At 59.2% G+C, this 24951-nt stretch carries 28 protein-coding genes; 12 read left to right on the top strand and 16 right to left on the bottom strand.

Going from position 1 to position 24951, the window contains the following annotated elements:
- Nucleotides 1-50: 50 nt before the first annotated feature.
- A complete protein-coding gene (locus AC2FIS_RS11340) occupies nt 51-1004 on the bottom strand; it encodes an AEC family transporter (protein WP_496773428.1) in 954 nt (317 codons plus the stop codon).
- Nucleotides 1005-1112: 108 nt separating this feature from the next.
- Nucleotides 1113-2054 carry a formate dehydrogenase accessory sulfurtransferase FdhD gene (locus AC2FIS_RS11335; protein ID WP_496773427.1) on the bottom strand — a complete coding sequence of 314 codons (942 nt, stop codon included), beginning with the start codon at nt 2052-2054 and terminating at the stop codon, nt 1113-1115.
- Here AC2FIS_RS11335 and AC2FIS_RS11330 point away from each other — a divergent pair.
- Together AC2FIS_RS11330 and AC2FIS_RS11325 are read left to right on the top strand one after the other, a co-directional pair.
- On the top strand, nt 2053-2769 hold the full coding sequence (locus AC2FIS_RS11330) for an AzlC family ABC transporter permease (protein ID WP_496773426.1): 717 nt from the start codon (nt 2053-2055) through the stop codon (nt 2767-2769). The two genes, AC2FIS_RS11335 and AC2FIS_RS11330, sit on opposite strands and share 2 nt — an antisense overlap.
- Nucleotides 2766-3098 carry an AzlD domain-containing protein gene (locus tag AC2FIS_RS11325; RefSeq protein ID WP_058273577.1) on the top strand — a complete coding sequence of 111 codons (333 nt, stop codon included), beginning with the start codon at nt 2766-2768 and terminating at the stop codon, nt 3096-3098. The genes AC2FIS_RS11330 and AC2FIS_RS11325 overlap by 4 nt, the downstream gene beginning before the upstream one ends.
- Here the strand turns inward: AC2FIS_RS11325 and AC2FIS_RS11320 are convergent.
- The 7 genes from AC2FIS_RS11320 to AC2FIS_RS11290 form a co-directional block, all read right to left on the bottom strand.
- Entirely contained in the window at nt 3087-3719 is a 633-nt protein-coding gene (locus AC2FIS_RS11320; RefSeq protein WP_496773425.1) for a hypothetical protein, read from the bottom strand. The genes AC2FIS_RS11325 and AC2FIS_RS11320 overlap by 12 nt on opposite strands.
- Nucleotides 3720-3737: 18 nt before the next feature.
- Nucleotides 3738-3872 (bottom strand): aa3-type cytochrome c oxidase subunit IV, encoded by a 135-nt coding sequence (locus tag AC2FIS_RS11315; protein ID WP_058273578.1) that lies wholly within the window; start codon nt 3870-3872, stop codon nt 3738-3740.
- A 68-nt stretch (nt 3873-3940) separates the two neighbouring features.
- Nucleotides 3941-4501, bottom strand: coding sequence for a hypothetical protein (locus AC2FIS_RS11310; protein ID WP_496773424.1), 561 nt, complete (start codon nt 4499-4501; stop codon nt 3941-3943).
- A complete protein-coding gene (locus AC2FIS_RS11305; RefSeq protein WP_496773423.1) occupies nt 4488-6326 on the bottom strand; it encodes a glycerophosphodiester phosphodiesterase in 1839 nt (612 codons plus the stop codon). Before AC2FIS_RS11305 ends, AC2FIS_RS11310 begins: the two co-directional genes overlap by 14 nt.
- A 64-nt stretch (nt 6327-6390) precedes the next feature.
- Entirely contained in the window at nt 6391-6843 is a 453-nt protein-coding gene (locus tag AC2FIS_RS11300; protein WP_058273581.1) for a DUF6173 family protein, read from the bottom strand.
- 4 nt (nt 6844-6847) lie between these two features.
- Nucleotides 6848-7894 (bottom strand): MBL fold metallo-hydrolase, encoded by a 1047-nt coding sequence (locus AC2FIS_RS11295; RefSeq protein ID WP_496773421.1) that lies wholly within the window; start codon nt 7892-7894, stop codon nt 6848-6850.
- A complete protein-coding gene (locus AC2FIS_RS11290; RefSeq protein ID WP_496773419.1) occupies nt 7894-9597 on the bottom strand; it encodes an acyl-CoA dehydrogenase family protein in 1704 nt (567 codons plus the stop codon). The genes AC2FIS_RS11295 and AC2FIS_RS11290 overlap by 1 nt, the downstream gene beginning before the upstream one ends.
- Before the next feature lie 155 nt (nt 9598-9752).
- Between AC2FIS_RS11290 and AC2FIS_RS11285 the strand changes: the two genes are divergently transcribed.
- Complete coding sequence (locus AC2FIS_RS11285; protein ID WP_496773417.1) at nt 9753-10685, top strand: L-threonylcarbamoyladenylate synthase; 933 nt, start codon at nt 9753-9755, stop codon at nt 10683-10685.
- Here the strand turns inward: AC2FIS_RS11285 and AC2FIS_RS11280 are convergent, their stop codons facing one another.
- Nucleotides 10686-11240 (bottom strand): YqgE/AlgH family protein, encoded by a 555-nt coding sequence (locus AC2FIS_RS11280; RefSeq protein ID WP_496773416.1) that lies wholly within the window; start codon nt 11238-11240, stop codon nt 10686-10688.
- 145 nt (nt 11241-11385) lie between these two features.
- Between AC2FIS_RS11280 and AC2FIS_RS11275 the strand changes: the two genes are divergently transcribed.
- Together AC2FIS_RS11275 and AC2FIS_RS11270 are read left to right on the top strand one after the other, a co-directional pair.
- On the top strand, nt 11386-12192 hold the full coding sequence (locus AC2FIS_RS11275) for a protein-disulfide reductase DsbD domain-containing protein (protein WP_496773415.1): 807 nt from the start codon (nt 11386-11388) through the stop codon (nt 12190-12192).
- 13 nt (nt 12193-12205) lie between these two features.
- Nucleotides 12206-12625, top strand: coding sequence for an NUDIX hydrolase (locus tag AC2FIS_RS11270; RefSeq protein WP_058273587.1), 420 nt, complete (start codon nt 12206-12208; stop codon nt 12623-12625).
- Here the strand turns inward: AC2FIS_RS11270 and AC2FIS_RS11265 are convergent.
- The 6 genes from AC2FIS_RS11265 to AC2FIS_RS11240 all read right to left on the bottom strand — a co-directional run bounded on the left by AC2FIS_RS11265 (nt 12622) and on the right by AC2FIS_RS11240 (nt 20116).
- A complete protein-coding gene (locus tag AC2FIS_RS11265) occupies nt 12622-16020 on the bottom strand; it encodes an efflux RND transporter permease subunit (RefSeq protein ID WP_496773414.1) in 3399 nt (1132 codons plus the stop codon). The two genes, AC2FIS_RS11270 and AC2FIS_RS11265, sit on opposite strands and share 4 nt — an antisense overlap.
- Before the next feature lie 5 nt (nt 16021-16025).
- Nucleotides 16026-17480 carry an efflux RND transporter periplasmic adaptor subunit gene (locus tag AC2FIS_RS11260; RefSeq protein WP_496773412.1) on the bottom strand — a complete coding sequence of 485 codons (1455 nt, stop codon included), beginning with the start codon at nt 17478-17480 and terminating at the stop codon, nt 16026-16028.
- 106 nt (nt 17481-17586) lie between these two features.
- Nucleotides 17587-18129, bottom strand: coding sequence for a molybdenum cofactor biosynthesis protein B (gene moaB, locus AC2FIS_RS11255; protein WP_496773411.1), 543 nt, complete (start codon nt 18127-18129; stop codon nt 17587-17589).
- Nucleotides 18130-18135: 6 nt separating this feature from the next.
- Nucleotides 18136-18756, bottom strand: coding sequence for a LysE family translocator (locus tag AC2FIS_RS11250; RefSeq protein ID WP_496773409.1), 621 nt, complete (start codon nt 18754-18756; stop codon nt 18136-18138).
- Complete coding sequence (locus AC2FIS_RS11245; RefSeq protein WP_496773407.1) at nt 18753-19352, bottom strand: metallophosphoesterase family protein; 600 nt, start codon at nt 19350-19352, stop codon at nt 18753-18755. The genes AC2FIS_RS11250 and AC2FIS_RS11245 overlap by 4 nt, the downstream gene beginning before the upstream one ends.
- Nucleotides 19349-20116 (bottom strand): uracil-DNA glycosylase, encoded by a 768-nt coding sequence (locus AC2FIS_RS11240; RefSeq protein WP_496773406.1) that lies wholly within the window; start codon nt 20114-20116, stop codon nt 19349-19351. The genes AC2FIS_RS11245 and AC2FIS_RS11240 overlap by 4 nt, the downstream gene beginning before the upstream one ends.
- An 85-nt stretch (nt 20117-20201) precedes the next feature.
- On the opposite strand from AC2FIS_RS11240, the gene AC2FIS_RS11235 reads away from it, so the two are divergent.
- Genes AC2FIS_RS11235 through AC2FIS_RS11205 form a run of 7 tightly spaced genes read left to right on the top strand, consistent with a single transcriptional unit; the run spans nt 20202 to nt 24842 of the window.
- Entirely contained in the window at nt 20202-20816 is a 615-nt protein-coding gene (locus AC2FIS_RS11235; protein WP_496773404.1) for a scavenger receptor class F, member 2, read from the top strand.
- Nucleotides 20817-20875: 59 nt separating this feature from the next.
- A complete protein-coding gene (locus AC2FIS_RS11230) occupies nt 20876-21811 on the top strand; it encodes an aspartate carbamoyltransferase catalytic subunit (protein WP_058273594.1) in 936 nt (311 codons plus the stop codon).
- Nucleotides 21808-22326, top strand: a complete 519-nt coding sequence (locus AC2FIS_RS11225; RefSeq protein WP_496773402.1) for a hypothetical protein — start codon at nt 21808-21810, stop codon at nt 22324-22326. Before AC2FIS_RS11230 ends, AC2FIS_RS11225 begins: the two co-directional genes overlap by 4 nt.
- A complete protein-coding gene (locus AC2FIS_RS11220; protein ID WP_496773401.1) occupies nt 22311-22697 on the top strand; it encodes a hypothetical protein in 387 nt (128 codons plus the stop codon). Before AC2FIS_RS11225 ends, AC2FIS_RS11220 begins: the two co-directional genes overlap by 16 nt.
- Nucleotides 22694-23974 carry a dihydroorotase gene (pyrC, locus tag AC2FIS_RS11215; protein WP_496773399.1) on the top strand — a complete coding sequence of 427 codons (1281 nt, stop codon included), beginning with the start codon at nt 22694-22696 and terminating at the stop codon, nt 23972-23974. The genes AC2FIS_RS11220 and pyrC overlap by 4 nt, the downstream gene beginning before the upstream one ends.
- Nucleotides 23974-24579, top strand: a complete 606-nt coding sequence (plsY, locus tag AC2FIS_RS11210; RefSeq protein ID WP_496773398.1) for a glycerol-3-phosphate 1-O-acyltransferase PlsY — start codon at nt 23974-23976, stop codon at nt 24577-24579. The genes pyrC and plsY overlap by 1 nt, the downstream gene beginning before the upstream one ends.
- Nucleotides 24576-24842: a hypothetical protein gene (locus AC2FIS_RS11205; RefSeq protein ID WP_496773397.1), complete on the top strand. Its 267-nt coding sequence runs from the start codon at nt 24576-24578 to the stop codon at nt 24840-24842. Before plsY ends, AC2FIS_RS11205 begins: the two co-directional genes overlap by 4 nt.
- Nucleotides 24843-24951: the final 109 nt, after the last annotated feature.

Genomic DNA, 24951 nt, shown 5'->3' with positions numbered 1-24951 from the left:
TTGTTGCTTGCGTCCAAGTGATCAATAGATCGCAACTTTGTAGAGCGAACTCAATTCAATTGGAACGCGGTAGGATGCAGATGATGCAGGACAAACAGCCACAGGATCAAAGTCCCGACCGCCAGGAACGAGGTCGCCGACACGATGTGAGCGGCGAGTTGCGGCTCCTGATCATAATGTTTGGCCAGCAAAAAGATGCTCTTTGCTGTGGGCGCTGCTGCAGAGACCGTCGCCGCAATGATCCAAAGCGGATCCAGGCCGATCAAATGCCCCGCAAGCAGCACCACCCCCGGAACAACGAGAAGTTTTATTACTGTCAAGAACAGGATCATCGGTCCAGTCTGAACAATCGTGCGAACACTTGTGGTGAACCCGATCGCAAACAGCGCAACAGCTGCAAGCGCCTGGCTCATAAGCTCTAAATAATCCGAAACGGCGTCAGAAAACCCAATACCTGTGAAAGAGTAAAGAACACCCAACAACGTTGCAGCGATTATCGGGTTTTTCAAAACATTAAGAAGGATCTTGTAAATGGGAGTCTTGGCGCTTGCCTTGTGCCCGGCCGAGGTTTCTAGAATGGTGGTCATGATCAACAGCAGAATGGCGACCACCAGATTTGCCAATACAGCCGGCAGCGCCCCCTTTGACCCAAAAATCGAATGAAGGATGGGCAACGCAACCAACGCTGTGTTCGAGGCGACGCCAGCAAACGCCAATACGGTTGCTGATCCGACCTGAAAATTCGTCAGCGCTTTCAAACCGATGAACAGAACGGCAAAAAGAGCCAGTATCGTACCGCCATACGACACGTAGAAACCGTAGTTCAGAAGGTTCTCAAACTCCTCCTGACCAATCAGGTAAAACATGATGGCGGGGATCAGGACGTAAACCGCAAATTGCACCAGAGCTTCTGACGTGTCTTCACCCAGAAGATTCGTCCAAGAAAACACGTACCCCGTCAAGATCACCGCGAAGACCGGTGCAATCAAACTGATTAATTCCATAGCTTCCCTACGTGGCAACCATCCAAAATTCTACTCTGAGTTGCTCTACCTTAGCGTATATCTTCTGGAGCTTGCAGAGTTTTCTCAAAATCTGGTCACCCACGGATTTCAGGACTGGGAACTTTTCCTTTTGTGCTTCTTATCTTCGACCGCAACGGTAGACGGGTCTACATCGCGCACCAGACGGTCTTCGCCTGAAAGACATACAAAGCGCTGCCCACGCATACGGCCGATCAATGTCAGTCCGACTTCGCGAGCGATCTCTACGCCCCATGCGGTGAAGCCCGATCGAGACGCCAGAACCGGGATGCCCATCATCGCGGTCTTGATCACCATTTCCGAGGTCAGGCGTCCGGTGGTGTAGAGGATTTTGTCTTCAGCCCCCTCACCTTCGGACAGCATCCAACCCGCGATCTTGTCGACAGCGTTGTGGCGGCCCACGTCTTCCATATAGACCAGCGGGCGGTTCTCGTGGCACAGCACAGTGCCGTGGATCGCCCCAGCCTCAAGATACAGCGACGGGGTGCGGTTGATCTTGGCCGCCAGATCGTACAGCCACGAGGTGCGGACCGAGATCTGCGGCAGGCGCACGCCCTCCAAACCCTCCATCATGTCACCGAACACCGTGCCGACTGCACAGCCGCTGGTGCGGGTCTTTTTCTTCAGCTTGTCCTCATACGAGGTCTCGCGCGCAGTACGTACCACTACAGTTTCCAGATCTTCATCGTAATCGACGCGCGTGATGTCGTCATCGACCAGCAGCATCCCCTGATTGCGCAGGAACCCCAGCGCCAGATACTCGGGGTAGTCACCGATCGTCATCGCCGTCACGATCTCTTGCGAATTCAGGAAAATCGTCAGCGGGCGTTCCTCGACCACCGAGATCTGGCTGACCTCACCATTCTGGTCCACGCCTTCAACGGCGCGGGTCAGGCGGGGCGCACCGGGATCTGGGGCGATGATGTAGTCTGACTGGTTCTGTTCCGTGGCCAATTGCAACCCTTTCCCAAGACCGCTACTGCTGCGGGGATCACCATAGGATTTAGCCATGGCAGACACCACATCCAAGTCATACTTCTGGAGGGGTTTTCGCGACGGGACCCCGTTCATTTTTGTGGCGATCCCGTTTGGCACCCTGTTCGGCGTGTTCGCGACCGAGGCTGGGTTGAATATCGTGCAAACCATGGCGTTCACATCCACCGTCTTTGCGGGTGCTGCGCAGTTTGCCGCGCTGCAATTGCTGCAGGATCAGACGCCGACGGCCATTATTCTTGTCTCTGCCCTGGCGGTAAATCTGCGGATGGCGATGTATTCAGCGTCCCTGACGCCCTATCTGGGGGCTGCGCCGATGTGGCAACGGGCATGTGCGGCCTACCTGACCGTCGATCAGTCTTATGCCTGTTCAATCGTGCAGTTTGAAAAAGAACCCAAGATGACGGTGCCCCAGCGCATGGCTTATTTCGTGGGCTCGGTCACACCCATCACGCCGCTATGGATATTTGCGACCTATCTGGGCGCGGTTCTTGGCACGCGCATTCCCGAAAGCTGGGCGCTGGACTTTGCCTTGCCGATTACATTTCTGGCAATGATCGGGCCAATGATGCGCACCCTGCCCCACGTGGTGGCTGCGCTGGTCGCCATTGTCGTTTCTTTGTTGACCGCTGGCATCCCATACAATCTGGGCCTGCTGATTGCCGGATGTGCCGGCATGATGGCCGGTGCTCAGGCCGAATTGTTCGCCGAACGCAGAAAGGCCACACAATGACCCCTGTTGATCCGGTCACGATCTGGTCCATCATCATTGGACTTGCCATTGGCAGTTATAGTTTGCGGTTTGTCTTTATTGGCCTCGTCGGGGATCGCCCGATGCCTCCCTGGCTGTTGCGCCACTTGCGCTATACTGCTGTGGCCATCCTGCCCGCCCTGATTGCACCGCTGGTTGTTTGGCCAACCGCAACCGAAGGGCAGCCCGACATTCCACGGATGGCGGCCGCCGCGGTTGCGCTGAGTGTTGGAGTGATCACAAAGAATGTGCTGGCAGCGATCTTCAGCGGTGCCGCAACCCTGTATGGTTTGTTGTATTTACTGGGCTGAGACAGCGTCTTGTTGGTTCAGCGCCGCATTGTTGGCGGCCAGACCTTTTTGCAGGTCGGCATCGTCGTTCTCACGATACTCCGTTGTCACGACGCCCGGGATCTGACCGAACTGATCTGACAGCTTGACCGGAAAAAAGGTTACGTCGATCTGTTCGAACCCCGGAACCTGCTTCAGCAGCGACGCGGTGGAATTCGCACAATAGGCGCCAGCGACCGGACCGGATTGTTTGGCCAGTTGCAAGGCAATCTCAGCCTGTTGCGGGCTTACCTGAATCGTCTGGATACGCGCATAATGTGTCTCGCGCGCGTGCGAGCTGCGATAGGCGCGCTCCGCATTCGGGGTAATGCCGTACAGCACGTCGTCCTTGATCGGAACCACATCTGCGCGGAAAGACCCCGCAGGATCAAAGATCACCCGCTCGCTGCCGCTGATCATCAACGAAGTATGGGCACCAGACCCGGTGCGCGTGCTGATCATCGTATACAGCGTCAGGGTCGAGGGACCCGGATCACGATAGGATCGGGCAACGACCTCGGACCGGTCGGCTTGCGGGCGCTGCGATCCCGTGCAGCCAGCAACAGTTGCTGCCAGCAGGCAGGCAATCAAAATCCGGATCAAGGTCAACCCCGTTTTGGATTATGCGGCGAAGACCGCCAGGAACAGGCAAAGGAGGGCGATGGCAACCACACACCATGTGGTGGCTTTGACAAACCCATCAAAGGTTTTGGTTTGAACAGTGATATCCATTTCGCCGTGCTTGTGTTCAGCCATGAGTCTCAGAATCCTAATTCGCGTGTTTGAAATGTTGGATAATGGAAAATCCGGGGCCTGTCACCACGTCATTCGCGCGCAGGGGCCAAAGGTGGAAACACCGAGCACCCCGGATACCCAAAACCCCAACGCCAGGGCAGGCCCGAACAGGGGCCGCCGCCAAATCGGACCGCCGCGTACATCGCCTCGGCGGTAACGGAATGGGCGGTGCGAATCTGTTCGGCCGTCATGTCATAGCGTTCGGCATATTCCTCGGCATGGTCTGTCCCATGCTGTTTGACGCAGGCACGCAGGGTGTCGTCCGCGGACAGGCGTGCGTCATAGCTGTCTTCGGCCCGCAAAGCCCCGCCAGCATGGTGATAGGCGCGATCATGCGTCACACAGCAGTATTCCCACGGCGGGTGCGCCTCATACAGTCCCCGAAAGCTGGGGAATGTATCCGCCACAAAGCGCCAGCTGGCCGAAAGACCACCCGAACAGCCATCCGTTTCAAACGGGGTCAACTCTGCGCTGCTGAGCCCGGCCATCAGGGCGCGATGCGCGGGCAGCTCAAAGCTGCGCATGACGTCTTGCGCGAAGGCTGGCGCGGCACTCACCAAAAGGATTGCTGCCAGATTAGGGGCTTTCATCGCGCATCGCCTCAGTATCAAAGGACATGCCAAAGGTCGTCGCCAGCCACAGCAACAACCGCTCTGCCGGCCCCAATTCGGCGCGCACACGCAGAACTTCATTCGCCATCGCGGGTTGGTCCGTGATCAGCCCATCCACCCCGATCGACGCCATCGCCGACATTTGCAGAGGATCATTCACGGTCCAGACATAGATGTCCTTACCGGCAGCGTGGACCGAATTGACCAAACCCGGCGTCGCCATCGCGGCGTTCACCGCAACAAAATCACCTTCGAGACCTGAGAGATTACCCACGGCAGTCGCGGCCAGAACACCGGCGCGCCAGTCGGGGCGAATCGTCTTCATTTTTTGCACAGCCGGGTATTTCAGGGACATCGTTGCAATGTCGTCCTGCATGCCCAGCTCTTCGACCAGAGCGACAACCCGATTCTCAAGGTCTACGTCGTGGCCGTAGTATTTCAGTTCGATAATGACCTTGGCCTTGCCCTTCGCGGCCTCCAGCACGTCACGCAGCGTCGGCGTCCGCTCATCTGCGTATTCAGGGCCAAACCAGCTGCCGATGTCGATCTGATCGATATCCTCCATCGTGGCATCCCACACCTTGAGGTTAACACCGGCCAGCTTCATGAAATCACTGTCATGGGCGACGATGACTACATCATCCGCTGTTTCCTGAACATCGATCTCAACCCAGTCGGCACCGTCCTCGATCGCCTTGAGAACCGAGGCCATCGTGTTTTCGGGCTTCAGCGCGGCAGCGCCGCGATGTCCGATAACCTCGGCACGGTCCGGTGCCTGCACCCTTTCCAGAAGGTGCTGCCCAAACCATATCCCGACAAGAACGGCGACGATGGCGGCCCCAACAGCCGTGACCATTGTTCTGCGCAGGTTGCGCGGCTTTGGAGGGGTTGGATCTGATGTCTGGATATCAAAGAACCCATCGAGCAGCACTGCCAATGCGCCCAGAGCCGTGGCTGCCAATACCAGTCCGGCCAGTGACCAGATACCGGCGACGGCCAAGCTGTAAATCAGGGCCAATCTCAGATTGGCTGCGCCTTGCAGCGGCACCAGCGCGAACAATAGCCCGGCCACCCAGGCGATCACGGCGGCGATGACAAGGCGAACAGCCAGCCAGATGGCCAATTCTATCTTGAGGCGACCGCGCTTACCTTCCATCCGACTGGCGCTGATGCCAAACGCATGTCCGGGGTGAACGCCTTCGAACAAAACCAAATGCAGCGACAATGCCCAGGCTGACAGGCGTCGGATCAACACCCAAGCCATAGCCAGCGCAACCGCCCCGATCAGCACCACAGCCACCCAGAATGAGGGCGGGTGGAATGTCAGATAATAGTTGATGTCATATTCAGTCAGCGTCCACCACGCGATCACGGCAGAAACGATCGCAAAGGGCAGAACCAACAGCAGAACGCGCACAACAAAGCGCACCGCAAATCCAAACAGGGATGGAAGCCGCGACAGGATCAGCCTGATCGAAGAACTACCAGCGCGCCATGGGTCCGGCTCTGCCATCCGCAACGACCCGGCCATGACCGAGAAGACAAACACCTCGGCCAGTAGAAACAGGCTGAGAACCACAACTGCCGCAATAAACCCGGCAGGTGAGAGGATGAATGCAGCGATCGCCTGATCAGTCAGCGCCGTCTGGTTGGACAGCGATACGGCAAGATTCACCGTGATCGCCACGCCGGGCGCAATCAGCGCAACCAGCAACAGGCGCACAACAAGATAGATCGGCACAAAGACACGGCGACGGGCCCATGCACCCTTGTAGGCACTTGTAACGGCAGAGAAAGTGGTCACGTGAGGTCCCCTTGAATGGTAGACTCATTCAAGGCTGCGCAGACGTGAATTGCAAGTCAGGTGATCAGCTTTCTTCCAGATCAGCCGCCAAGCGGAACCCGATCCGGTTGGCTGGTTTGTCCTCAACCGATTTGGGCAGGGCCCGCAGCATCACGTTCAGCTGGCTCACATGTTGTACAAGCTGAGTGCGCGCGCCGGTCGCATCCGATCCGTAAAAGGTGATGATATCGGGATCAAAATACCCCATCCCTTCGATCCGCATGACGCCTGCGTCGCCGCCCGTGAATCCCATCGCGACCTCTTGGTCGCCAGTCAGCGTCTTTTCGAAATTCTGGATATAGAGGATCAGCCGCTCATAAGCCCATTGCGCGGGGCTTTTCGTCTCGACCGGTTTTTGCAACGGACCGGGCAAATCTTTCGCGCCTGACTTTGCTTCGGGGTCGGAATGCACTTCGTAGCAGCGCGGCAAAGCTGCGGCTTCGGCGGCCTCGGCCGAGGTTTCGATCTGATCCTGCATAGCTTTACCCTTTGCGCTGAAACTCCCACGCCCCGTCCGCGCGGCGCGTCCGGGTGACAGCTCCAATGTGGTAAAGATGGTTCAGATGTGCAACCGCTTCGACCAGCGCAAGCCCATACTCGCCACCGCTGATCTGCCGTTTGAACAGGGGCATGAAACATTCGGCAGCGGTCTTGGGCTGGTCCAAATACTTTTCCAAACGATCCAATGCGCTGTGGTGATTGTCGATCAGTTGCCTCATCCGGATGGGCAGCCCGGTGAATGGCAACTTATGCCCGCCCAGCGCCAGATGATCGGGTCGCGCCAGCCCCTGTAGCCGTTCGCAGGCCTCAAGCCATTCCGCAACCGGATCAGCAAGTGGTTCGGTGACATAGACACCCAGGTTGGGACTGATCGAACTGAGGATCTGATCGCCGGTGATCACCAGATTGTCGTCGCGGCTCCAGAACGTGGCGTGTTCAGGGGCATGGCCATTGCCCATATGGACATCCCAGTCGCGCCCACCCATGCGGATCACGCTGCCTTGCTTGATCCGGGTGAAACCCAGCGGCATCGGATAAACAGTGTCGCAATAATTGAAGGGGCGCTCGGCCATCCGCTTGGCCAGCACGTCGGGCGCCATTCCTGCACTGCGGTAATAGTCCAGCGTCTCCTGGGGCCAGCTTTCCTGAACATCCAGCTGTAGCATCCGCGAAAACAGCCAGGCCGTTCGCGACGCCACCAGTTCCACGCCATGTTCGGATTGGAACCAACCCGCATTGCCCACGTGATCCGGGTGATGGTGGGTCACGACCACCCGCGTGATCGGCTTGCCCGCCAACGGGCCTGCCATCAGCTTTTCCCAGATGCGCCGTGTTTTGTTCGACGACATTCCTGTGTCGATCACGGTCCAGCCGTCGCCATCGTCCAGCGCGTAAATGTTAACGTGATCCAGCGCCATGGGCAGCGGCAAACGCATCCACAGAACACCTTCGGCAACCTCGGTCGCCTCGCCCTCGGCCGGAGGCTCAGACCAAGGATATCTGATCGCCAAAGGGGTATCTCCGTCCATCAGGATACAAACTCCTCGGCGCTGAGCCCGAATACATCATCTGCCCCGTTCTGTGCTTGAACAAGCAGTCCGGCATATTCAGGCAACAGCGCGTTGATGTAATACCGGGCCAGTTTAAAGCGCGGGCCACCCGGTTCAGCCAGAGCCGACTTCAGGTGGTAATGTGCACCCAAAACGCGGGCAAAGGCATGCAGATAGGGCAACGCCCCGGCAAACCGGTTGTTCAAATCAGACTGCGCCACCATCCACTCGGTCGTCTCGCGCAAGCTTTCGGTCGCTTCCCAAACCGGGCCAGCCAGTTCGGGCATGGTCGCCCGCGCCTGTTCGGCATGATCTTCGATCTCGTCCAGTAGGCGCGAGGCCGCCTCGCCGCCATCCATCATCTTGCGCGCCACCAAATCCATCGCCTGAATACCGTTGGTGCCTTCGTAGATCGCGGTCACGCGGACGTCGCGGTAATACTGAGCCGCACCGGATTCTTCGATGAAGCCCATACCGCCGTGGACCTGAACACCGGTCTCAGATACGCGCATTCCCGTCTCGGTGCCAAAAACCTTGCCAATCGGCGTCAAAAGGGCGGCACGAGACATCCAATCGGCGTCGCCCGTTGCGTTGGCCATATCGATGGCTGCGGCGTTGGCCAGCATAATCGCACGCGCAGCGAAAGTGTCAGCACGCATGCTCATCAACATCCGACGCACATCCGCGTGGTCGACAATGGTGCCCGAGGGGGTTTTGCCCTGTTTCCGCTCCAACGCATAGGCCAGCGCGTGCTGAAAGGCACCTTCGGCTGCACCTACGCCCTGACCGCCAACACCCAGACGCGCGTTGTTCATCATGGTGAACATCGCGGCCATGCCGCCATGTTCCTTGCCTACAAGCCAGCCTTTGGCACCGTCAAACTGCATCACGCAGGTTGGTGAGCCATGCAGGCCCATCTTGTGCTCGACCGATACGACCTTCAGGTCATTGGCCACACCGGGATTGCCGTTCTCATCCGGCAGCAGCTTGGGCACCAGGAACAGTGAAATACCCTTGGTTCCGGGAACGCCATCGGGCAGGCGCGCCAGTACCAAATGGCAGACATTCCCAGCAAAATCGTTATCGCCCCATGAGATAAAGATTTTCTGCCCCGTAACAGCATATGTGCCGTCACCATTCGAGATCGCTTTTGATGTCAACGCCCCCACATCCGACCCAGCCTGCGGCTCGGTCAGGTTCATGGTCCCCGACCATTCACCCGCCATCATCTTAGGCAGATAGAGCGCCTTGAGCTCATCGCTGGCATGATGTTCCAGCGCTTCGATCTGGCCCTGTGTCATCAGCGGCGCAAGTTGCAGCGACAGACAGGCGGCAGACATCATTTCATTAACGGCGGTGGTCAACGTCATCGGCAGACCCATGCCGCCATAATCCGGATCACCGCTCATCCCGACCCAGCCGCCTTCGGCTATGGCTTTCCAGCCATCAGCATACCCGGTCGAGGTACGCAGCACGCCGTTTTCCAAACGCGCGGGCTCAAGATCACCGGGGCGTTGCAGAGGGGCCATCACCTCTTCGCACAGTTTTCCGGCTTCGGTCAGAATGGCACTGACCACATCGTCGCTGGCTTCCGAGAACTTCTCGGTGGCAGCGATCTTGTCAAAATTGACCGCGTGGCGGAACAAGAATTCATAATCAGAGATTGGGGCGCGATATGGCATGTCTTCCCTCTAGGCTGTCTGATTGCGTTTACGCCGACGGGCTTGGAATTTCCACCGCCCACCTTTATGCATCTGGGTTCAACCGATTAGGTATCGGTCCGAAAGCTACACGCAATCAAAACGCGGCGTCACCACCAATGATCCCCAACGGCACAATGACATTATCCGCCGATCCAGCCGGAATCGCGCAAGCGGCAGACCTGTTGCGGCAAGGCCTTCTGGTGGCCTTCCCAACCGAGACGGTCTACGGTCTGGGCGGCGATGCCCGTAACGGAGAAGCGGTGGCAAGCATCTATGCCGCCAAGGGGCGACCCAGCTTCAACCCGCTGATTGCGCATGTGGCTTCGGTCGAAGCCGCCCAGCGGTTCGTGACATGGTCCGATCAGGCCGAGGCCTTATCGGCCGCGTTTTGGCCCGGACCGCTGACCCTGGTTCTGCCACTGCGCCCGGATCACGGGATTTCGTCGCTGGTGACAGCCGGGCTGGACACGCTGGCAGTGCGGGTTCCGGCCCACCCTGCAGCGCGTGCACTGCTGTCCGCCTTCGACGGGCCGGTCGCCGCGCCATCGGCCAATCCGTCCGGGCAAATCAGCCCGACCACAGCCGCGCACGTCCTGTCCGGCCTGAATGGGTGCATCGCCGCGGTTCTGGATGATGGGCCATGCGGGGTCGGGTTGGAAAGCACAATCGTGGGCCTTGCGAGCGAGCCTGCCCTTTTGCGCCCTGGCGGTGTTGCGCTGGAACAGATCGAGGCGGTTCTGGATACTCAGCTGCACCACCACCAGCCGGGTGAAGCGCTGAACGCGCCCGGCCAGCTGCAATCGCATTATGCTCCGGATGCGCCCGTTCGTCTGAACGCCAGCACCGCCCAAGGCGATGAAGTTCTGCTGGGGTTTGGCCCGGTGGGCTGCGATCTGAACCTGTCAGCGAAAGGTGATCTTGCCGAGGCCGCTGCCAACCTGTTTGCCGCACTGCACCACCTGAATGACACCGGCAGACCAATTGCGGTGACCCAAATTCCCGAACATGATTTGGGTGCGGCAATTAACGACCGCCTGCGCCGCGCTGCGGCCCCGCGTAACGGCTGATCAGGCGCGCCCGGACTCGGCAGACAGGATCAAGGGGTCAACGCCCAAAGTCGCAAGTGCACCCTGCCATTTTTCGTCATCCGGCACGTCAAATACCAGGTTCGGTGACGCTTCGGTCGTCAACCAGCCGTTCATCGCGATCTCGTCCTCAAGCTGACCGGGCCCCCAGCCCGAATAGCCCAGCACCAACGTGGAATTCAAAGGTCCACGCCCGGCAGCAAGATCTTCAAGGATATCCAGCGTTGCCGTCATGCTGAACTCATCCGTGATGTGCATGGAATGCAGGTTCGCCTCGTAATCCGAGCTGTGCAGGACAAAACCACGCGACATCTCGACCGGGCCGCCGAAATGGACCAAACGTTCACCCACAACCGGAATCCGGCAGGGGATGTTGAGCTGACTCAACAGAGTTTTCAGCCGTAGGTCCGAAGGTTTGTTGATAATCAACCCCATAGCACCATCTTCGCCATGGCTGCAAAGGTACACCACCGAATGATCAAAACGCGGATCGCCCATGCCGGGCATCGCAATCAACAGTTTTCCGGTAAGATCCATGGGCCGACATCTCTTATCAGGTATGCTTCAACAATGACCCTTGGTCACCCGGAATGGCAAGGGATCAGCGCACATTTCCGCAGATTTCATCCTGGTTACCGGAACGTGACTTGGATTCTGTGCCGCAACCGCGCATTTATGAACCATGAGCGTAAAAAATGTATTGCCGGCGATCGCCATAACCTTTGGTCTGGCCCTACCTGCAACAGCGCAGGTCAACGGCCCCGTTGCCGAGTTGGATATTCTGGATGGCGGACGCACCGCTAAAGGAACGTACCTCAGCGCCGTGCGTGTAACGCTGCAGGACGGATGGAAAACCTATTGGCGTGCGCCGGGGGATGCTGGCATTCCGCCGCAATTCGACTGGAACCGCTCGGACAATGTTGGGGATGTGTCGATTACATGGCCCGCGCCAGATGTGTTTGACCAGAACGGATTGCAATCGATCGGTTACGAAAACCAACTGGTTTTGCCAGTCGAGATCACGCCGAAAAACCCGGCCAAGCCCGTACGCCTGCAGGGAACGATGGATCTGGGCGTCTGCAAGGATGTCTGCATCCCGGAACAGTTGGATTTCGACCACACGCTGAACGCAGAGGCCGGGCGCAACCCGACCATCGCCGCTGCACTGGCCCAACGGCCCTTTTCCGAACACGAGGCCAGAGTGGCCCATACCACCTGTCACCTCTCACCCACATCAGACGGAATGAAGATCGAGGCCAGGGTGACCATGCCCTCGGCCGGCGGTCGCGAAGTGGCCGTGATCGAGCCGGGGAACCCCGCGCTCTGGGCTTCGCAGACCGAGACGACGCGAACCGGCAAGACTCTGATCGCAACCTCTGAGGTAATTAATGCATCCGGTGGACCGTTTGCGCTGGATCGGTCGGAAATTCGGATCACCGTGTTGGGTGCAAATCACGCGGTCGACATTCGAGGATGCAGCGCAAGCTGAGCCCGGTGATTTCATGACACAAACTCCAAAAATCGGCGCGTTGGCAGTAGTCCTGCATCAGGACCAAGTGCTGCTGGTTCAACGCAGCAAGCAACCTGATGCTGGGCTATGGGGGTTTCCTGGGGGTCACGTGGAATGGGGCGAGACTGTTTTGCAAGCCGCGCAAAGAGAGCTGCGCGAAGAAACCTCGGTCATTGCAGACCCACAGCACTACTTAGACAATCTTGATTTGCTGCGCTGGAACGAAAACGGCGACGTCCAGACACACTACCTGCTGGTAGGCGTGGCCTGTCAGTATCAAACCGGCGACCCCATTGCAGGTGACGACGCGCTCGATGCGCGTTGGTTCCCTGTGGATCAGATCCGCCGCGGCGAACTAGAGATGAGCAACCGCGTCATCGATCTGCTGGAAACCGCCCTGCGCCGGACTTAGGTCGCGGGCCTTTTGAGCCGGGCGTAAAGCAAGCCAGAGACTGCCACGCTGAGGAACAGTATCAGCGCGGCACCTGTAACGAATGCGCCCAAGCCCATCCGAAGAATAGCCATGCCATCCTCGCCCGCATAAAGCCCGGACAAGAACCCGATGGGCGCGCCGTAAATTGCGGGCCACACCATCGTGACCGTAAACCATGAAAGCAAGGCGAGGCCCGAACACGCCAACGCCCCCTGCACCACACGGTCCGGGGCACGTGCCGCCCGACGCATCGCGGTCATTGGGCGGGACAGATCGTTCAGAATGGCAAGCAACGCCGGGACTAGCAGCAGGACCAGCAACATTCCAAAGCCCAGCCCATAGACCAAAGTAATCACGGTGGGTTTGAGGAACTGCGCCTGTTGCGATCCTTCATATAGCAATGGGGTCAGCCCCAGAACCGTGGTCAGAGTGGTCAGCATCACAGGCCGCAACCGGTCTGCGGTACCTTCAACTATCGAAGGCACAAGCCCGCGCTCTTTTTGGTAATCGTCGATGGTCGTCACCAAAACAATCGAGTCGTTGATGATGATCCCCGTCATCCCCAGCAGACCGACGACCGTGAACATGCTTAGCGGAACCTCCCACAGGTAGTGCCCCCAGATCGCGCCGACCAACCCAAATGGGATAATCGCCATCACCACCAGTGGCCGCGTCCAGCTGGCAAACACCCAGGCCAGCACAAGATAGATACCCGTCAGGCACAGAATCAAGCCGGTGCGCGCCTCGGACAGGAACTCGTCTTCCTGTTCGCTCAGACCGGCCATCCGCCATTCAACTTGTCGTTCCGAAGCGATTTTCGGCAGGATTTCCTCGCCCATGGCACGTGCAATCTCAGCCGCGCGCGTCGGGTCATCTTCCGAGATGTCGCCATTCACAGATATCACCCGCAGTCCATTTTCGCGCCGGACGGTCGAGAAGCCGGATTTTCGCTCGACCGACACGATATCGGCCAGCGGCACATAAACGCCGTCCGGTGTGCGCATCAGAGTGCGTTCCAGGAAGTCTGCGGTCAGCTCTCCTTCGGGCAGTTCAACCCTGATCTCGGCACTACGCGGGCCGTCCGGGAAGGTCGCCGCCTCGATCCCGTTTAACCGGTCACGCAACACGCGTCCCAGCGTTTCGATCCTGAACCCCAGCGACTGACCCTGCGCTGTAAGGTCCAGAATGTACTCTTCCTTGTCATAGGCAAGATTGTCTTCCAGTGCCGAAACTTCAGGGTATTTTGACAACTCGGTCTGCAAATCCTCGGAAGCGGATTTGAGCGTATTCACCTCCGCGCCATAGAACTGAACGTCAATGGCATCGCCACCGGGCCCAGAGCGCCATCCCCGGAAGCTGAGCAGTTCGACCTTTGGGTGGCGCGGAACAAAATCCTGCAACTCACCCACAAACTCAAAGCTGGAATAGGGGCGCAGATCCGCATCGATCAGCTCGATGGAAATACCACCCAGCAAGTCAGCGTCTTTGCCATCAGCGGCGGCCAATCCCCATCCTGCGGACCCGCCCACCTCGGCCAGCACATAGTCGATCGGGTTACGACCGTGGCGGTCTTCATAGATCTGGCCCAGCTCTTCGGTCGCGCGCTGCAGCTCATGCATCATGGCCACGGTCTCGGCGCGGGTGGCACCTTCGACCATTATGAAGTTGCCCGTGACCGAGCCGCGCTCGGGTGCGTTGAAAAACCGCCAGTTCACATCACCTCGAATGAACAAAGCAACCTGGCTGGCCAGGATCACCACCATCATTGCAACCACCACATATCGCGCCCATACGACCCAGGCGATCAACGGGCGGAACAGATGATCGCGCACCCAGCGAAACCCGCGATTGACCACCCGGTTGGGCAGGTCATACCAGTGCTCTTTCGTGGAATGCGCGATGGCATGCGCCATATGGTTCGGCAAAATCAAGAAGCATTCGATCAACGAGGCAATCAGCACCGCAATCACGGTAAAGGGGATGTCGCGGATCAACTCGCCAAACCGGCCGCCAACCAGGGTCAGACCAAAAAAGGCAATCACCGTCGTCAGGGTGGCCGCAAAGACCGGCATCGCCATGCGCCGTGCCGCCCGTTCGGCAGCCACCATCGGTGCCTCACCCAGCCGGCGCGCGCGAAAGTCTGCATGCTCACCCACGACGATGGCGTCATCCACAACAATGCCCAATGTGATGATCAGGCCGAACAGGGACACCATGTTGATCGACAGCCCGCCGATATACATGAAGGCAATCGCGGCGGACATGGCAACCGGAATACCTGCTGCGACCCAAAAGGCGATCCGCGCATTCAGAAACAAAAACAGCAGACAGACCACCAAGCCCAAGCCAACAAGGCCGTTGTCGACCAGAATATCCAGACGGTCGGTGATCGCCTGAGCGCGGGTTCTGATCAACTCGATCGTCACACCTTCGGGAACGCTGGCCTGCATTTCCGTCACAACGTCTTCAACCGCGTGCTGGATTTCAATCGCGTCACCCAAGTTTGAGCGATCTACGCGCACCGACATTGCCGGGTTTTCGCCCACGAAGTAGCTGCGATTGCGGTTGACCCCTTCGACCCGGATCTGGGCGACATCGCCCACCAGCAACTTGGATCCGTCCGCAAAATTGCGCAGGGCGATACCTTCGATTTCTTCGGGTGTGCGCTTTTCCGTACCCGTGCGAATACGGGCATTCGCGCCAGTCACATCACCTGCCGGGTTTGCGTTGACCTCGGCCGCGACAGCTGATGCGACCTCGGACAGGGTGATGTCGTTGGCAATCAGTTGGGCGGTCGGTATCTCGACCACGATGCGCGGCGCGGCAAGCCCCCGAATCGTGGTACGGGTAACCCCGACTGCGAAAAGCCGGTTGATCAACTCGTCCGTGAACTTGGCCAATTGATCAGGATCGACAGGCCCGGTCACAACCACATCGGTAACCCGGTCCCGCCAGGCTCCCCGCCGGATTGTTGGTTCTTCGGCATCGTCGGGCAGGCTGGTGACACTGTCGACAGCCGTCCGTACTTCTTCGACAGCGCGGGACATGTCCCAGTTTGGCTCGAACTCGAGCCGAATGCTGGCGCGCCCCTCGCGTGACGTGGACTCGGTGCTGGCGACACCCTCGACCGCCAGCAAGGCGGGCTCAAGCACCTGAACGATTCCGTTGTCCACATCTTCGGGACCGGCCCCATCCCAGTCCACACTCACGTCGACGCGTTCCAGGATCACATCCGGAAAGAACTGTGCCCGCATGTTCGGGATTGCGGCCGCGCCCAGGACCAGCATCACCAGCAGCAGCAGGTTTGCCACTGTTTTGTGACGCGTGAAGTAACTAAGTATGCCGCCTGCCGCGCCGGGGATCTCGCGCATCATGGCGCTTAGCCCCCCGCCCTGTTTTCAAGCCGCTGGACAAGCGAGGCGGGCACCTTGGCCTCGCTCAACTGACCCAGAACCCGTTCTTTGACGTCCTTTGGCATGCGGGTGCTAGCCTCAACCTGAGCGACCAACTTAGCGCGCTGTTCCACAGACAGCTCAACCATATCCGGTGCGGCCCCGGCGCTATCATCTATCCGCAGGGGCCGGACACGCACGCCCGATCCCAGCAGCGGCGTGCGGCCTATCACGACCTCACGCCCAACCAAACCTTCGCCGCGCAGCAAGACCTCATCGCCCTGACGGCGGATCAGCTGGACTGGCAGCGCTTCGAGCCTGTCATTCTCATCCAGCACCAACACTGTTCCAACAGCATCAAGAACCGAAGACGGCAGCAATACTACGTTGTCCAGCGGTTGTTCCTGCACTGTGACGGTAACAAAATCGCCTGGCTTGAACCCCGACGCCTCATCCAGCCGGGCATAGATCAAACGCCCGGTCTGCCCTTCGCCCGCCGATCCGCTGTCGCGGCTAATGCGGCCTTGGGCGGTCAGGTCGGTGCCCGTGACCTCAAGCGAGATAGTCACTGGCGCGTCGATCAGATCACCGTCTGCATCCAGCAATCGGACGTATTGCGCGGTTGAGACCCGGAATGCCACCTCCAACGCATTGGGGTCGACAAGCTCCGCCAGCTTTTCGTTCGCGGACACCAGCCGTCCTTCGACCAGTGTTACATCCGTCAATGTGCCCCCGAACCGGGCGCGGATTGTCATATCATCCAGATCGCGTTCAGCGGCCTCAAGCGCAATGCGGGCTCGTGACAACAGGGTGGTCGCCTGATCGACGCGGGATTCGGCCTGGGCCAGTGCAATCCGCCGCGCCAGCACCGCCTGCTGCGCGGCAGCTTTGGCCAGCTCAGCCTCTTCCACAGATGCTGCGGCCCCGACCCCGCGGGTCTGCAAATCCTGTTGGCGCTGCAAGGCGCGCCCGCGCAGCTCCGCCTGCGCCTCAGCCGAGTTCAACTCGTCCTGCGCCAGCAGCAGCGACCGCTCCGCGTCACGCTCTTCAAACTGCGCGTCCAGCAAATCGGATTTTGCCCGGTCCAGCGCGGACTGGGCGTCTACGGGATCAAGTTCGACCAGAACTTCGCCTGTTGTTACCACACCGCCATCTTCAAAATCTTCGGCCAACTCGACAACGCGCCCGCCCAGCGCGGCGCGCAACTCTAACCTGCGACGGCTTTGAACCTCGCCAAAGGCTTCAAGATACGGAGTCACGGTTTCCAATTCCGCAGACCGAACAGAAACGGCAAAGACACGCTCGCGCGCCTGCGGAGCCGACTCCTCCCGCGTCAGAACGTCTTGTACGGCGCCCGAAATCATCTGCGCTGCCACAAACAACAGGGCCACAGTCAACGACGTCAAAAAGACTCCTACAAGGCTTTGCCTCAGAAATCGCATATAAAATTCACCCCGGTTGCATCAGGCTGCCATTAGCAAAAGGTAGCTGGGCAGCAAAAAATGCCAAGCCACAAAGCGGTTATGAACGGTTTAACGTGCGACCAGTCTACTTCCGTCGCAAATGTTCGTCCAATCTGGGCATTATCTCGACGAAATTACAGGGACGGTGGCGATAGTCGAACTGCTTTTCCAAAATCCCGTCCCAAGCGTCCTTGCAAGCGCCCGGACTGCCGGGCAATGCAAATAGATATGTGCCGCCTGCCACGCCACCAGTTGCCCGCGATTGAACGGCGGAGGTGCCGATCTTTTCCATGGAAATAATTGTGAACACCGTGCCGAAGGCCTCGATTTCCTTCTCATAGACATCGCGATGCGCTTCGACAGTTACGTCGCGCCCCGTCAAGCCGGTACCGCCGGTTGAAATTACCACATCTATTTCTGGGTTAGCGATCCAGGTCCGCAACTGATCAGCGATCTTGTTGCGTTCGTCCTGTATTAGGCTGCGATCAGCAACGTGATGCCCGGCGCGTTCGATGCGGTCCACAAGTGTCTGGCCGGATTTATCTTCATCCAGCGACCGCGTGTCCGAGACGGTCAGCACGGCGATCCGGACAGCAATGAAGTCTTTGGTTTCATCAATGCGCGACATGTTTGGTCAGGCCCTTTCCAAGATGGCAAGCCGGATGGCGAGGGCTGTGAAGATCCCCCCGGTCAGCCAACCAACGATGCGTGAGGCGCGCGGGTTCTCGATTAGCATCCGCCCCGCACCACCGGCAAAAATTCCCACTAGCCCATTCACCACAAATCCGCCCAGCGCAATGATGGATCCGAAAATCAGGAACTGCGGCAGGATCGATCCCGCCGCCGGGTTCACGAACTGCGGGATAAAAGCCAGAACAAACAGAATTACCTTAGGGTTGGTCAGGTTCACAACCAGCCCGTCCCGGAATGCCAATTGGGTGGGACCGGACGGCGCATCCGCAGCGACCGCCCCATTCCGAAACGCCCCCCAGGCGAGATACAGCAGATAAGCAACGCCCATCCAGCGGATCACATCGAACAGCCAAGGCATCGTGGCCACCGCGGCTCCTAGACCAAGACCCGCTACCAGAACATGAACTATCGATCCGACGGAGATACCTGCGCTGGCGGCGATTGCAGGCCGCGCCCCGGACCGCAGCCCCTGCCCAAAGCAGAACATCATATCCGCCCCGGGGGTTAGATTCAGGGCAATTGCCGCCGGGATAAACGCCAGCAGCGTAACTGTTTCAATCACGTGGTGACCTCGAACCAATTTACTGTGGGGCCAAGATTGGCGACCTGCGTCACGCCGATTGCGCCTCGGTAGCCCCAGCTGTCATGGATATGGCCACAAAGGGCAAATTGCGGCTGCAACCGCTCGATTGCGTCACGGACCGCCACTGATCCTACCGCATCACCCGTCGATGTAAGATCGCCGTGACCCTTGGGCGGAGAATGCGCGATCAGGATGTCAGCTCCTTCGCAACGATCCAGCAACTCAGCCGCTTCAGGGTCCGACAGATCACAGGACCACTCACCGAATGGCGTCACCGGCACGCCGTAACCAAGGCCAAACAGACGCAGCCCATCCACAGTCATGCCTGTCCCGTGTAGAACGTGCACACCTTCGGGCGCAGCGTCGGTCAGTTCACCGGAGCTTTCGGCATTGCCCGGCACCAGAACCAGCGGCGCATTGATACCAGAGAGCATCGCCATCGCGTCCTCCAGACCTTGCCGCATGTTGCAATAGTCTCCGGCTCCGATAACCAGATCGGCCTCTTCGCTGGCTGCAACAATGTCGGCGGCACGGTTTCTCGACATATGTAGGTCAGAGAATGCGAGGATTTTCATGCCTTGCCCTCCAGCCTTGCTTTGAGTTCCAGCAAATCGGCCCATGCCTGCCGCTTCATCTGTGGCTGTCGCAGCAGATATGCTGGATGGAACATCGGGATAACCGGCAAGTCCATCGCCTGACCCCACTGACCCCGAAGCCGTGTGATCCCCCGTTTGCCCAGAACAGCCTGACAGCTGATATTGCCCATCACCACCAAAACCTCGGGTTTGGCCAAGGCCACGTGCCGTTCGAGAAACGGCTTCAACATGCCAATCTCTTCGGGCTTGGGATCCCGGTTCTGCGGTGGGCGCCACGGCAGGACGTTGGTGATATAGACGTTTTCGGTCCGATTGAGATTAATCGCCGCCAGCATCCGGTCCAACAACTGCCCGGCGCGTCCGACAAAGGGCTTGCCCTCGCGGTCCTCATCCCGGCCCGGAGCCTCTCCGATAATCATCACCCGCGAACCCGGGGTGCCGTCGGCAAAGACCAACTGCCGCGCACCGCGCTTCAACTCGCAATGGTCAAACGCGTCCATGGCCGCCCGTAACTGATCCAGCGACCCGGCGGACTGTGCCGCAGATTTCGCAACCGCCACCGGATCAACCTGCTTTGGTTTTTCTGGTGCGGTTTGGGCCTTTGCGGGTTTCTTGGCTTTTGGCGCCGTATCTGGCAGCGCATAGCGATCCACCGGTGCATCACCGATCGCATCCGTCGCACCCAGCTCGATCTGCCATTCCAGCAGAGCACGGGCAGTATGATAGTCCAAAGCCGATTCCATACCCCTCAATCTAACCACCTTTTGAACGAGGGAAAGCGAATAGGCCTTGATTGGTCGGTCCGTCGCACCGACCATTGGCGTATTCATGTTGTGTGTATTGCGATTCTTTCTCATCAGTTTGCTGCTGACCATGCTCAGCGGCCCGGCCTCTGCGCAGTTTCAAGACCGGTACGGGCAGTGCCGTGCGGGTCAGTTCAAATGCGGCAGTACCTGCTGTTCGGGTGGCCAAAGATGCAGCTTTGACGGGAACTGCATTCCGCTGGGCGGCACCTATTGCGGTGGCGGCAGAACCTGCGGCCCATTCGAGCGCTGCGTGGCAGGCGGCACCCGATGCGCACCAGCGGGGCAAAATAAGTGCAGGTCGCGTCTGGACTGCCCCGGCGGCAGCATCTGCAATGCCCGTGGCGAATGCGAGCGTAACACGCCTGACATTCTGGAACTGCCTTCACTGACATGCGACGACGGTCGCATTTGCGGATCCGGGTCGTCTTGCCTGCCGGGTGGCGGATGTTCACGCCCTGGCTGGTATCTTTGCGAAAAAACCGGGTCGCAATGCCGTCAGGGGTTCAAGTGTTCCAAAAATCAGGGCTGTGTTCCCGTCAAGGCCATCGATTGCGGATACGGCAAGTGGTGCAAGCCCGGCGAACAGTGCCTGCCCGAAGGCGGATGCGAGAAACTGCCCGAAGGATCTGATCCTTAGGTTGCCTTGCGCAGCGCGGCTTCCTATAAGCGGCGCGATTGTCAGACAGGAGCCCGCCAATGCGTTTCGCCCATCGTCACCTTCTTGGCATCGAGCATCTGTCGCAATCCGATATCACTGCCATTCTCGATCTGGCCGAGAAATATGTCGACATGAACCGCCAGTCGACCAAGCATTCCGACGTGCTGTCAGGGCTGACGCAAATCAACATGTTCTTCGAGAACTCAACCCGCACGCAGGCCAGTTTCGAGATTGCCGGCAAGCGGCTGGGCGCGGATGTGATGAACATGGCGATGCAAGCCAGCTCGATCAAAAAAGGCGAGACGCTGATCGACACAGCGATGACGCTGAATGCGATGCACCCTGATCTGCTGGTGGTGCGCCATCCGCATTCCGGCGCGGTCGACCTGCTGGCGCAGAAGGTGAATTGCGCGGTGCTGAACGCTGGTGATGGCAAGCACGAACACCCGACGCAAGCTCTGCTGGACGCGCTGACCATTCGCCGCGCCAAAGGTCGCCTGCACCGTCTGAACATCGCGATCTGCGGCGATGTCGCCCATTCCCGGGTGGCCCGGTCGAACCTGATCCTGCTGGGCAAAATGGAAAACCGTATTCGTCTGATCGGACCACCGACGCTGGTCCCCAACCAGTTTGCCGAGTTTGGCGCTGAAATTTACGACGACATGAACGAAGGCCTCAAGGACGTCGACGTCGTGATGATGCTGCGCCTTCAGAAAGAGCGGATGGATGGCGGGTTCATCCCGTCCGAGCGGGAGTACTATCACCGCTATGGTCTGGACGCCGCTAAGCTGTCGCAGGCCAAGCCTGACGCCATCGTCATGCATCCCGGCCCGATGAATCGCGGTGTTGAGATTGACGGAACGCTGGCGGACGACATCAACCGGTCCGTTATTCAGGAACAGGTCGAAATGGGCGTCGCCGTTCGCATGGCCGCAATGGAACTGTTGGCCCGCAACCTGCGCGAGGCAGCATGAGTGATCTGATCGTCGCCCCCCACGAATACGGCGTCCTGCGCCTGTTTCAGCTGGACATGCGGCCCGAGGCAGCAAAGTTCCTGCGCGAACCGGGCGCCGCCGACCAGGTTCTGGGTGTCGAGGGTCTGGATCCCGTTCAGATCGACGTCTTTCCCGTATCAGATCTCGAGGAACTGGGTCTTTTCGGCTATCTCAACGAAGGGTGCGGCGTCCCTAAAGATCAGCTGGACCGGGCTGCGCTGGAGAGCGTTGAAGGCTGGGTCATGGTCGTGCGCAGTGCCGCGTTTCAGGGACGTGCCGCCACTTTGCGACCGGACGCCAAAGTGCGTCTGATCGGCCTTTACACAGAAGAGGCGACAAGCTGGACCGGTGGGGCAATTAATACCGAAAGCGCGAAACCGTTCTCGGCCCCGCAAACCCCGCCACAAGACGACAAACCCCGCCGTATTGGGTCGGCCATGCTGGCAGTGGTGGCGCTGGTGGTCATCGGAGGCATCCTGTGGCTGATCCTGTGACCTTCACCCCCGACAAAGGCGCGTATATCCGCACGAATACATGGCTGGCCGCCGGGGCCATGGCAGTCGCTATGATCGTGCTGTGGCTGGTCGGAAACCCCTACGTCTGGACCGGGGCACCCGCCGGTCTTGCAGCGGTCGCCTTTCGCGCATGGTACCTGGCCTCAGAAGAACTGACCACCACATGGCAGATAACGGACACCACCCTAACCGGCCCGGGACCACGCAAAGTGGCGCTGAACCAGATAGAGGCGGTCAACCTCATGGGCAGCTTTGTCCAGATCGTCACCAAGGGCGGCGACAAACACCTGATCAAGTATCAGGCTGACCCCGCCGCCACCAAAACCGCCATCGAAAGGGCAATGGCATGAACAACACTCTTTTCACCAACGCCCGCCTGATTGACCCGGAAACCGGCACCGACTGCCCTGGCTGGCTACAAGTATCCGACGGTCAGATTACTGCGCGCGGCGAGGGGGATGCTCCGGCATTGGAGGCGCAGGTCATCGATTGTGGCGGGCAGTGCCTTGCCCCCGGCATCGTCGATATCGGCGTCAAGGTCTGTGAACCGGGTGAGCGGCACAAGGAAAGCTATAAATCCGCCGGTCTGGCCGCTGCGGCCGGAGGCGTGACCACCATTGTGACCCGCCCCGATACCAGCCCCGCGATCGACACGCCCGAAATTCTGGAGTTCGTCACACGCCGAGCGCAGGCCGACACTCCGGTCAACGTCCTGCCAATGGCCGCGTTGACCAAAGGTCGCGAAGGCCGCGAAATGACTGAGATCGGATTCCTACAGGATGCCGGTGCCGTCGCCTTTACTGACTGCGATCACGTGATCGCCAACACCAAGGTGTTTTCCCGCGCCCTGACCTATGCCCGGGCCTGTGGCGCGCTGGTCATCGCCCACCCGCAAGAACCCATCCTTAGCAATGGTGCCGCAGCCACCAGTGGTAAATTCGCCGTGCTGCGTGGCCTGCCCGCCGTCTCACCAATGGCCGAGCGGATGGGACTGGACCGCGACATCGCTCTGCTAGAGATGACCGGGGCCGCCTATCACGCCGACCAGATCACTACCGCCCGCGCCCTGCCTGCGCTGGAGCGGGCCAAGCGGAATGGACTGGACATCACGGCAGGTACGTCAATCCACCACCTGACGCTGAATGAACTGGACGTGGCCGACTATCGCACCTTCTTCAAGGTCAAGCCGCCGCTGCGATCCGAGGACGACCGGCAAGCAGTGATCGAAGCAGTGCGGACCGGCCTGATTGATACGATCAGTTCCATGCACACGCCTCAGGATGAGGAAAGCAAACGCCTGCCGTTTGAAGAGGCGGCCTCCGGCGCGGTGGCGCTGGAAACGCTGCTGCCCGCCGCCTTGCGTCTGTATCATGCCGGGCAGTTGGACCTGCCGACACTGTTCCGCGCTATGGCGCTGAACCCGGCGAAAAGACTGGGGCTGAACAACGGCCGTCTGTCCGAAGGCGCGCCTGCGGATCTGGTGCTGTTTGACCCGGATGTGCCCTTTGTGCTGAACCGGTTCTCACTCAAATCGAAATCACAGAACACACCGTTTGACGGCCAGCGCATGCAGGGTAAGGTCACCGCAACTTTCGTTGCAGGACAAGAAGTTTACCGGAGACCCTGATGCCGATCATCGACAGTACAATGACCCAGCTGATCCTGTGGGCTGCACTTGGGTATCTGATGGGGTCGATCCCGTTTGGCATGGTCATGGCCAAGGTGATGGGGCTGGGCAACCTGCGCAACATCGGATCGGGCAATATCGGCGCAACCAATGTTCTGCGGACGGGCAACAAGACCGCCGCGGCCCTGACCCTGATCTTCGACGCCGCAAAAGGCGGGGTTGCCGTTCTGGTAGCACGCGCACTGGCGGGCGAGGATGCCGCGCAGATTGCCGCGCTGGCAGCACTTTTGGGCCATTGCTTTCCGGTTTGGCTGGGATTTAAGGGCGGCAAAGGCGTCGCCACGTTTCTGGGGATCTGGCTGGCGTTGGATTGGCGCGTCGGTGTGGCCTGTTGCCTGACCTGGGTGGTTGCTGCTGCAATCTGGCGTATCTCATCCCTTGCGGCACTTGCAGCGGCGGCAACGTCCACTATCTGGGTCCTTTTCCTGACAAGTTCGCAAACGCTGCTACTAGCTGGCGTCCTGACCCTGTTGGTCTATTGGCGCCACAGCGCGAATATAGCCCGCATCAAATCCGGCACTGAACCAAAAATCGGACAGTCTTGAGCGCTCCGAACGCCTTCCTGACCGCCTTTTTTGCCATCCCCAAGGGGTCGTCGACCGGGCGTGCCCACGGCAGGCGGTATATCGTCAGTCGAACGGAATTTTCAGACGGCAAGTCCCTGAAACTTGTCGCACGCGCACTGGACGGCAGCGACTACATCAGCCTGAACCTTTATCTGACCAAACGCGGATCTCTTCTTCGCCCCTGCGAAATGCCCGCGGAAAAAGTCACCGAATTCGTTTTGGATCTGACGCCCGATACCTAAGGCCTACCCTGCATTTGTGAACAGTGCCTCTTCGCCCCTGCACATTCACAATTGATTGCTTTGAACGTGATGGGCCGCCTGCCCACTTGGGTTCCGTGACGACCAATTG

Source organism: Ruegeria sp. CDSB113, assembly GCF_059611045.1.
Note: the sequence above shows the minus strand (reverse complement) of the source record. Positions and strands in the feature narration are given on the sequence as shown.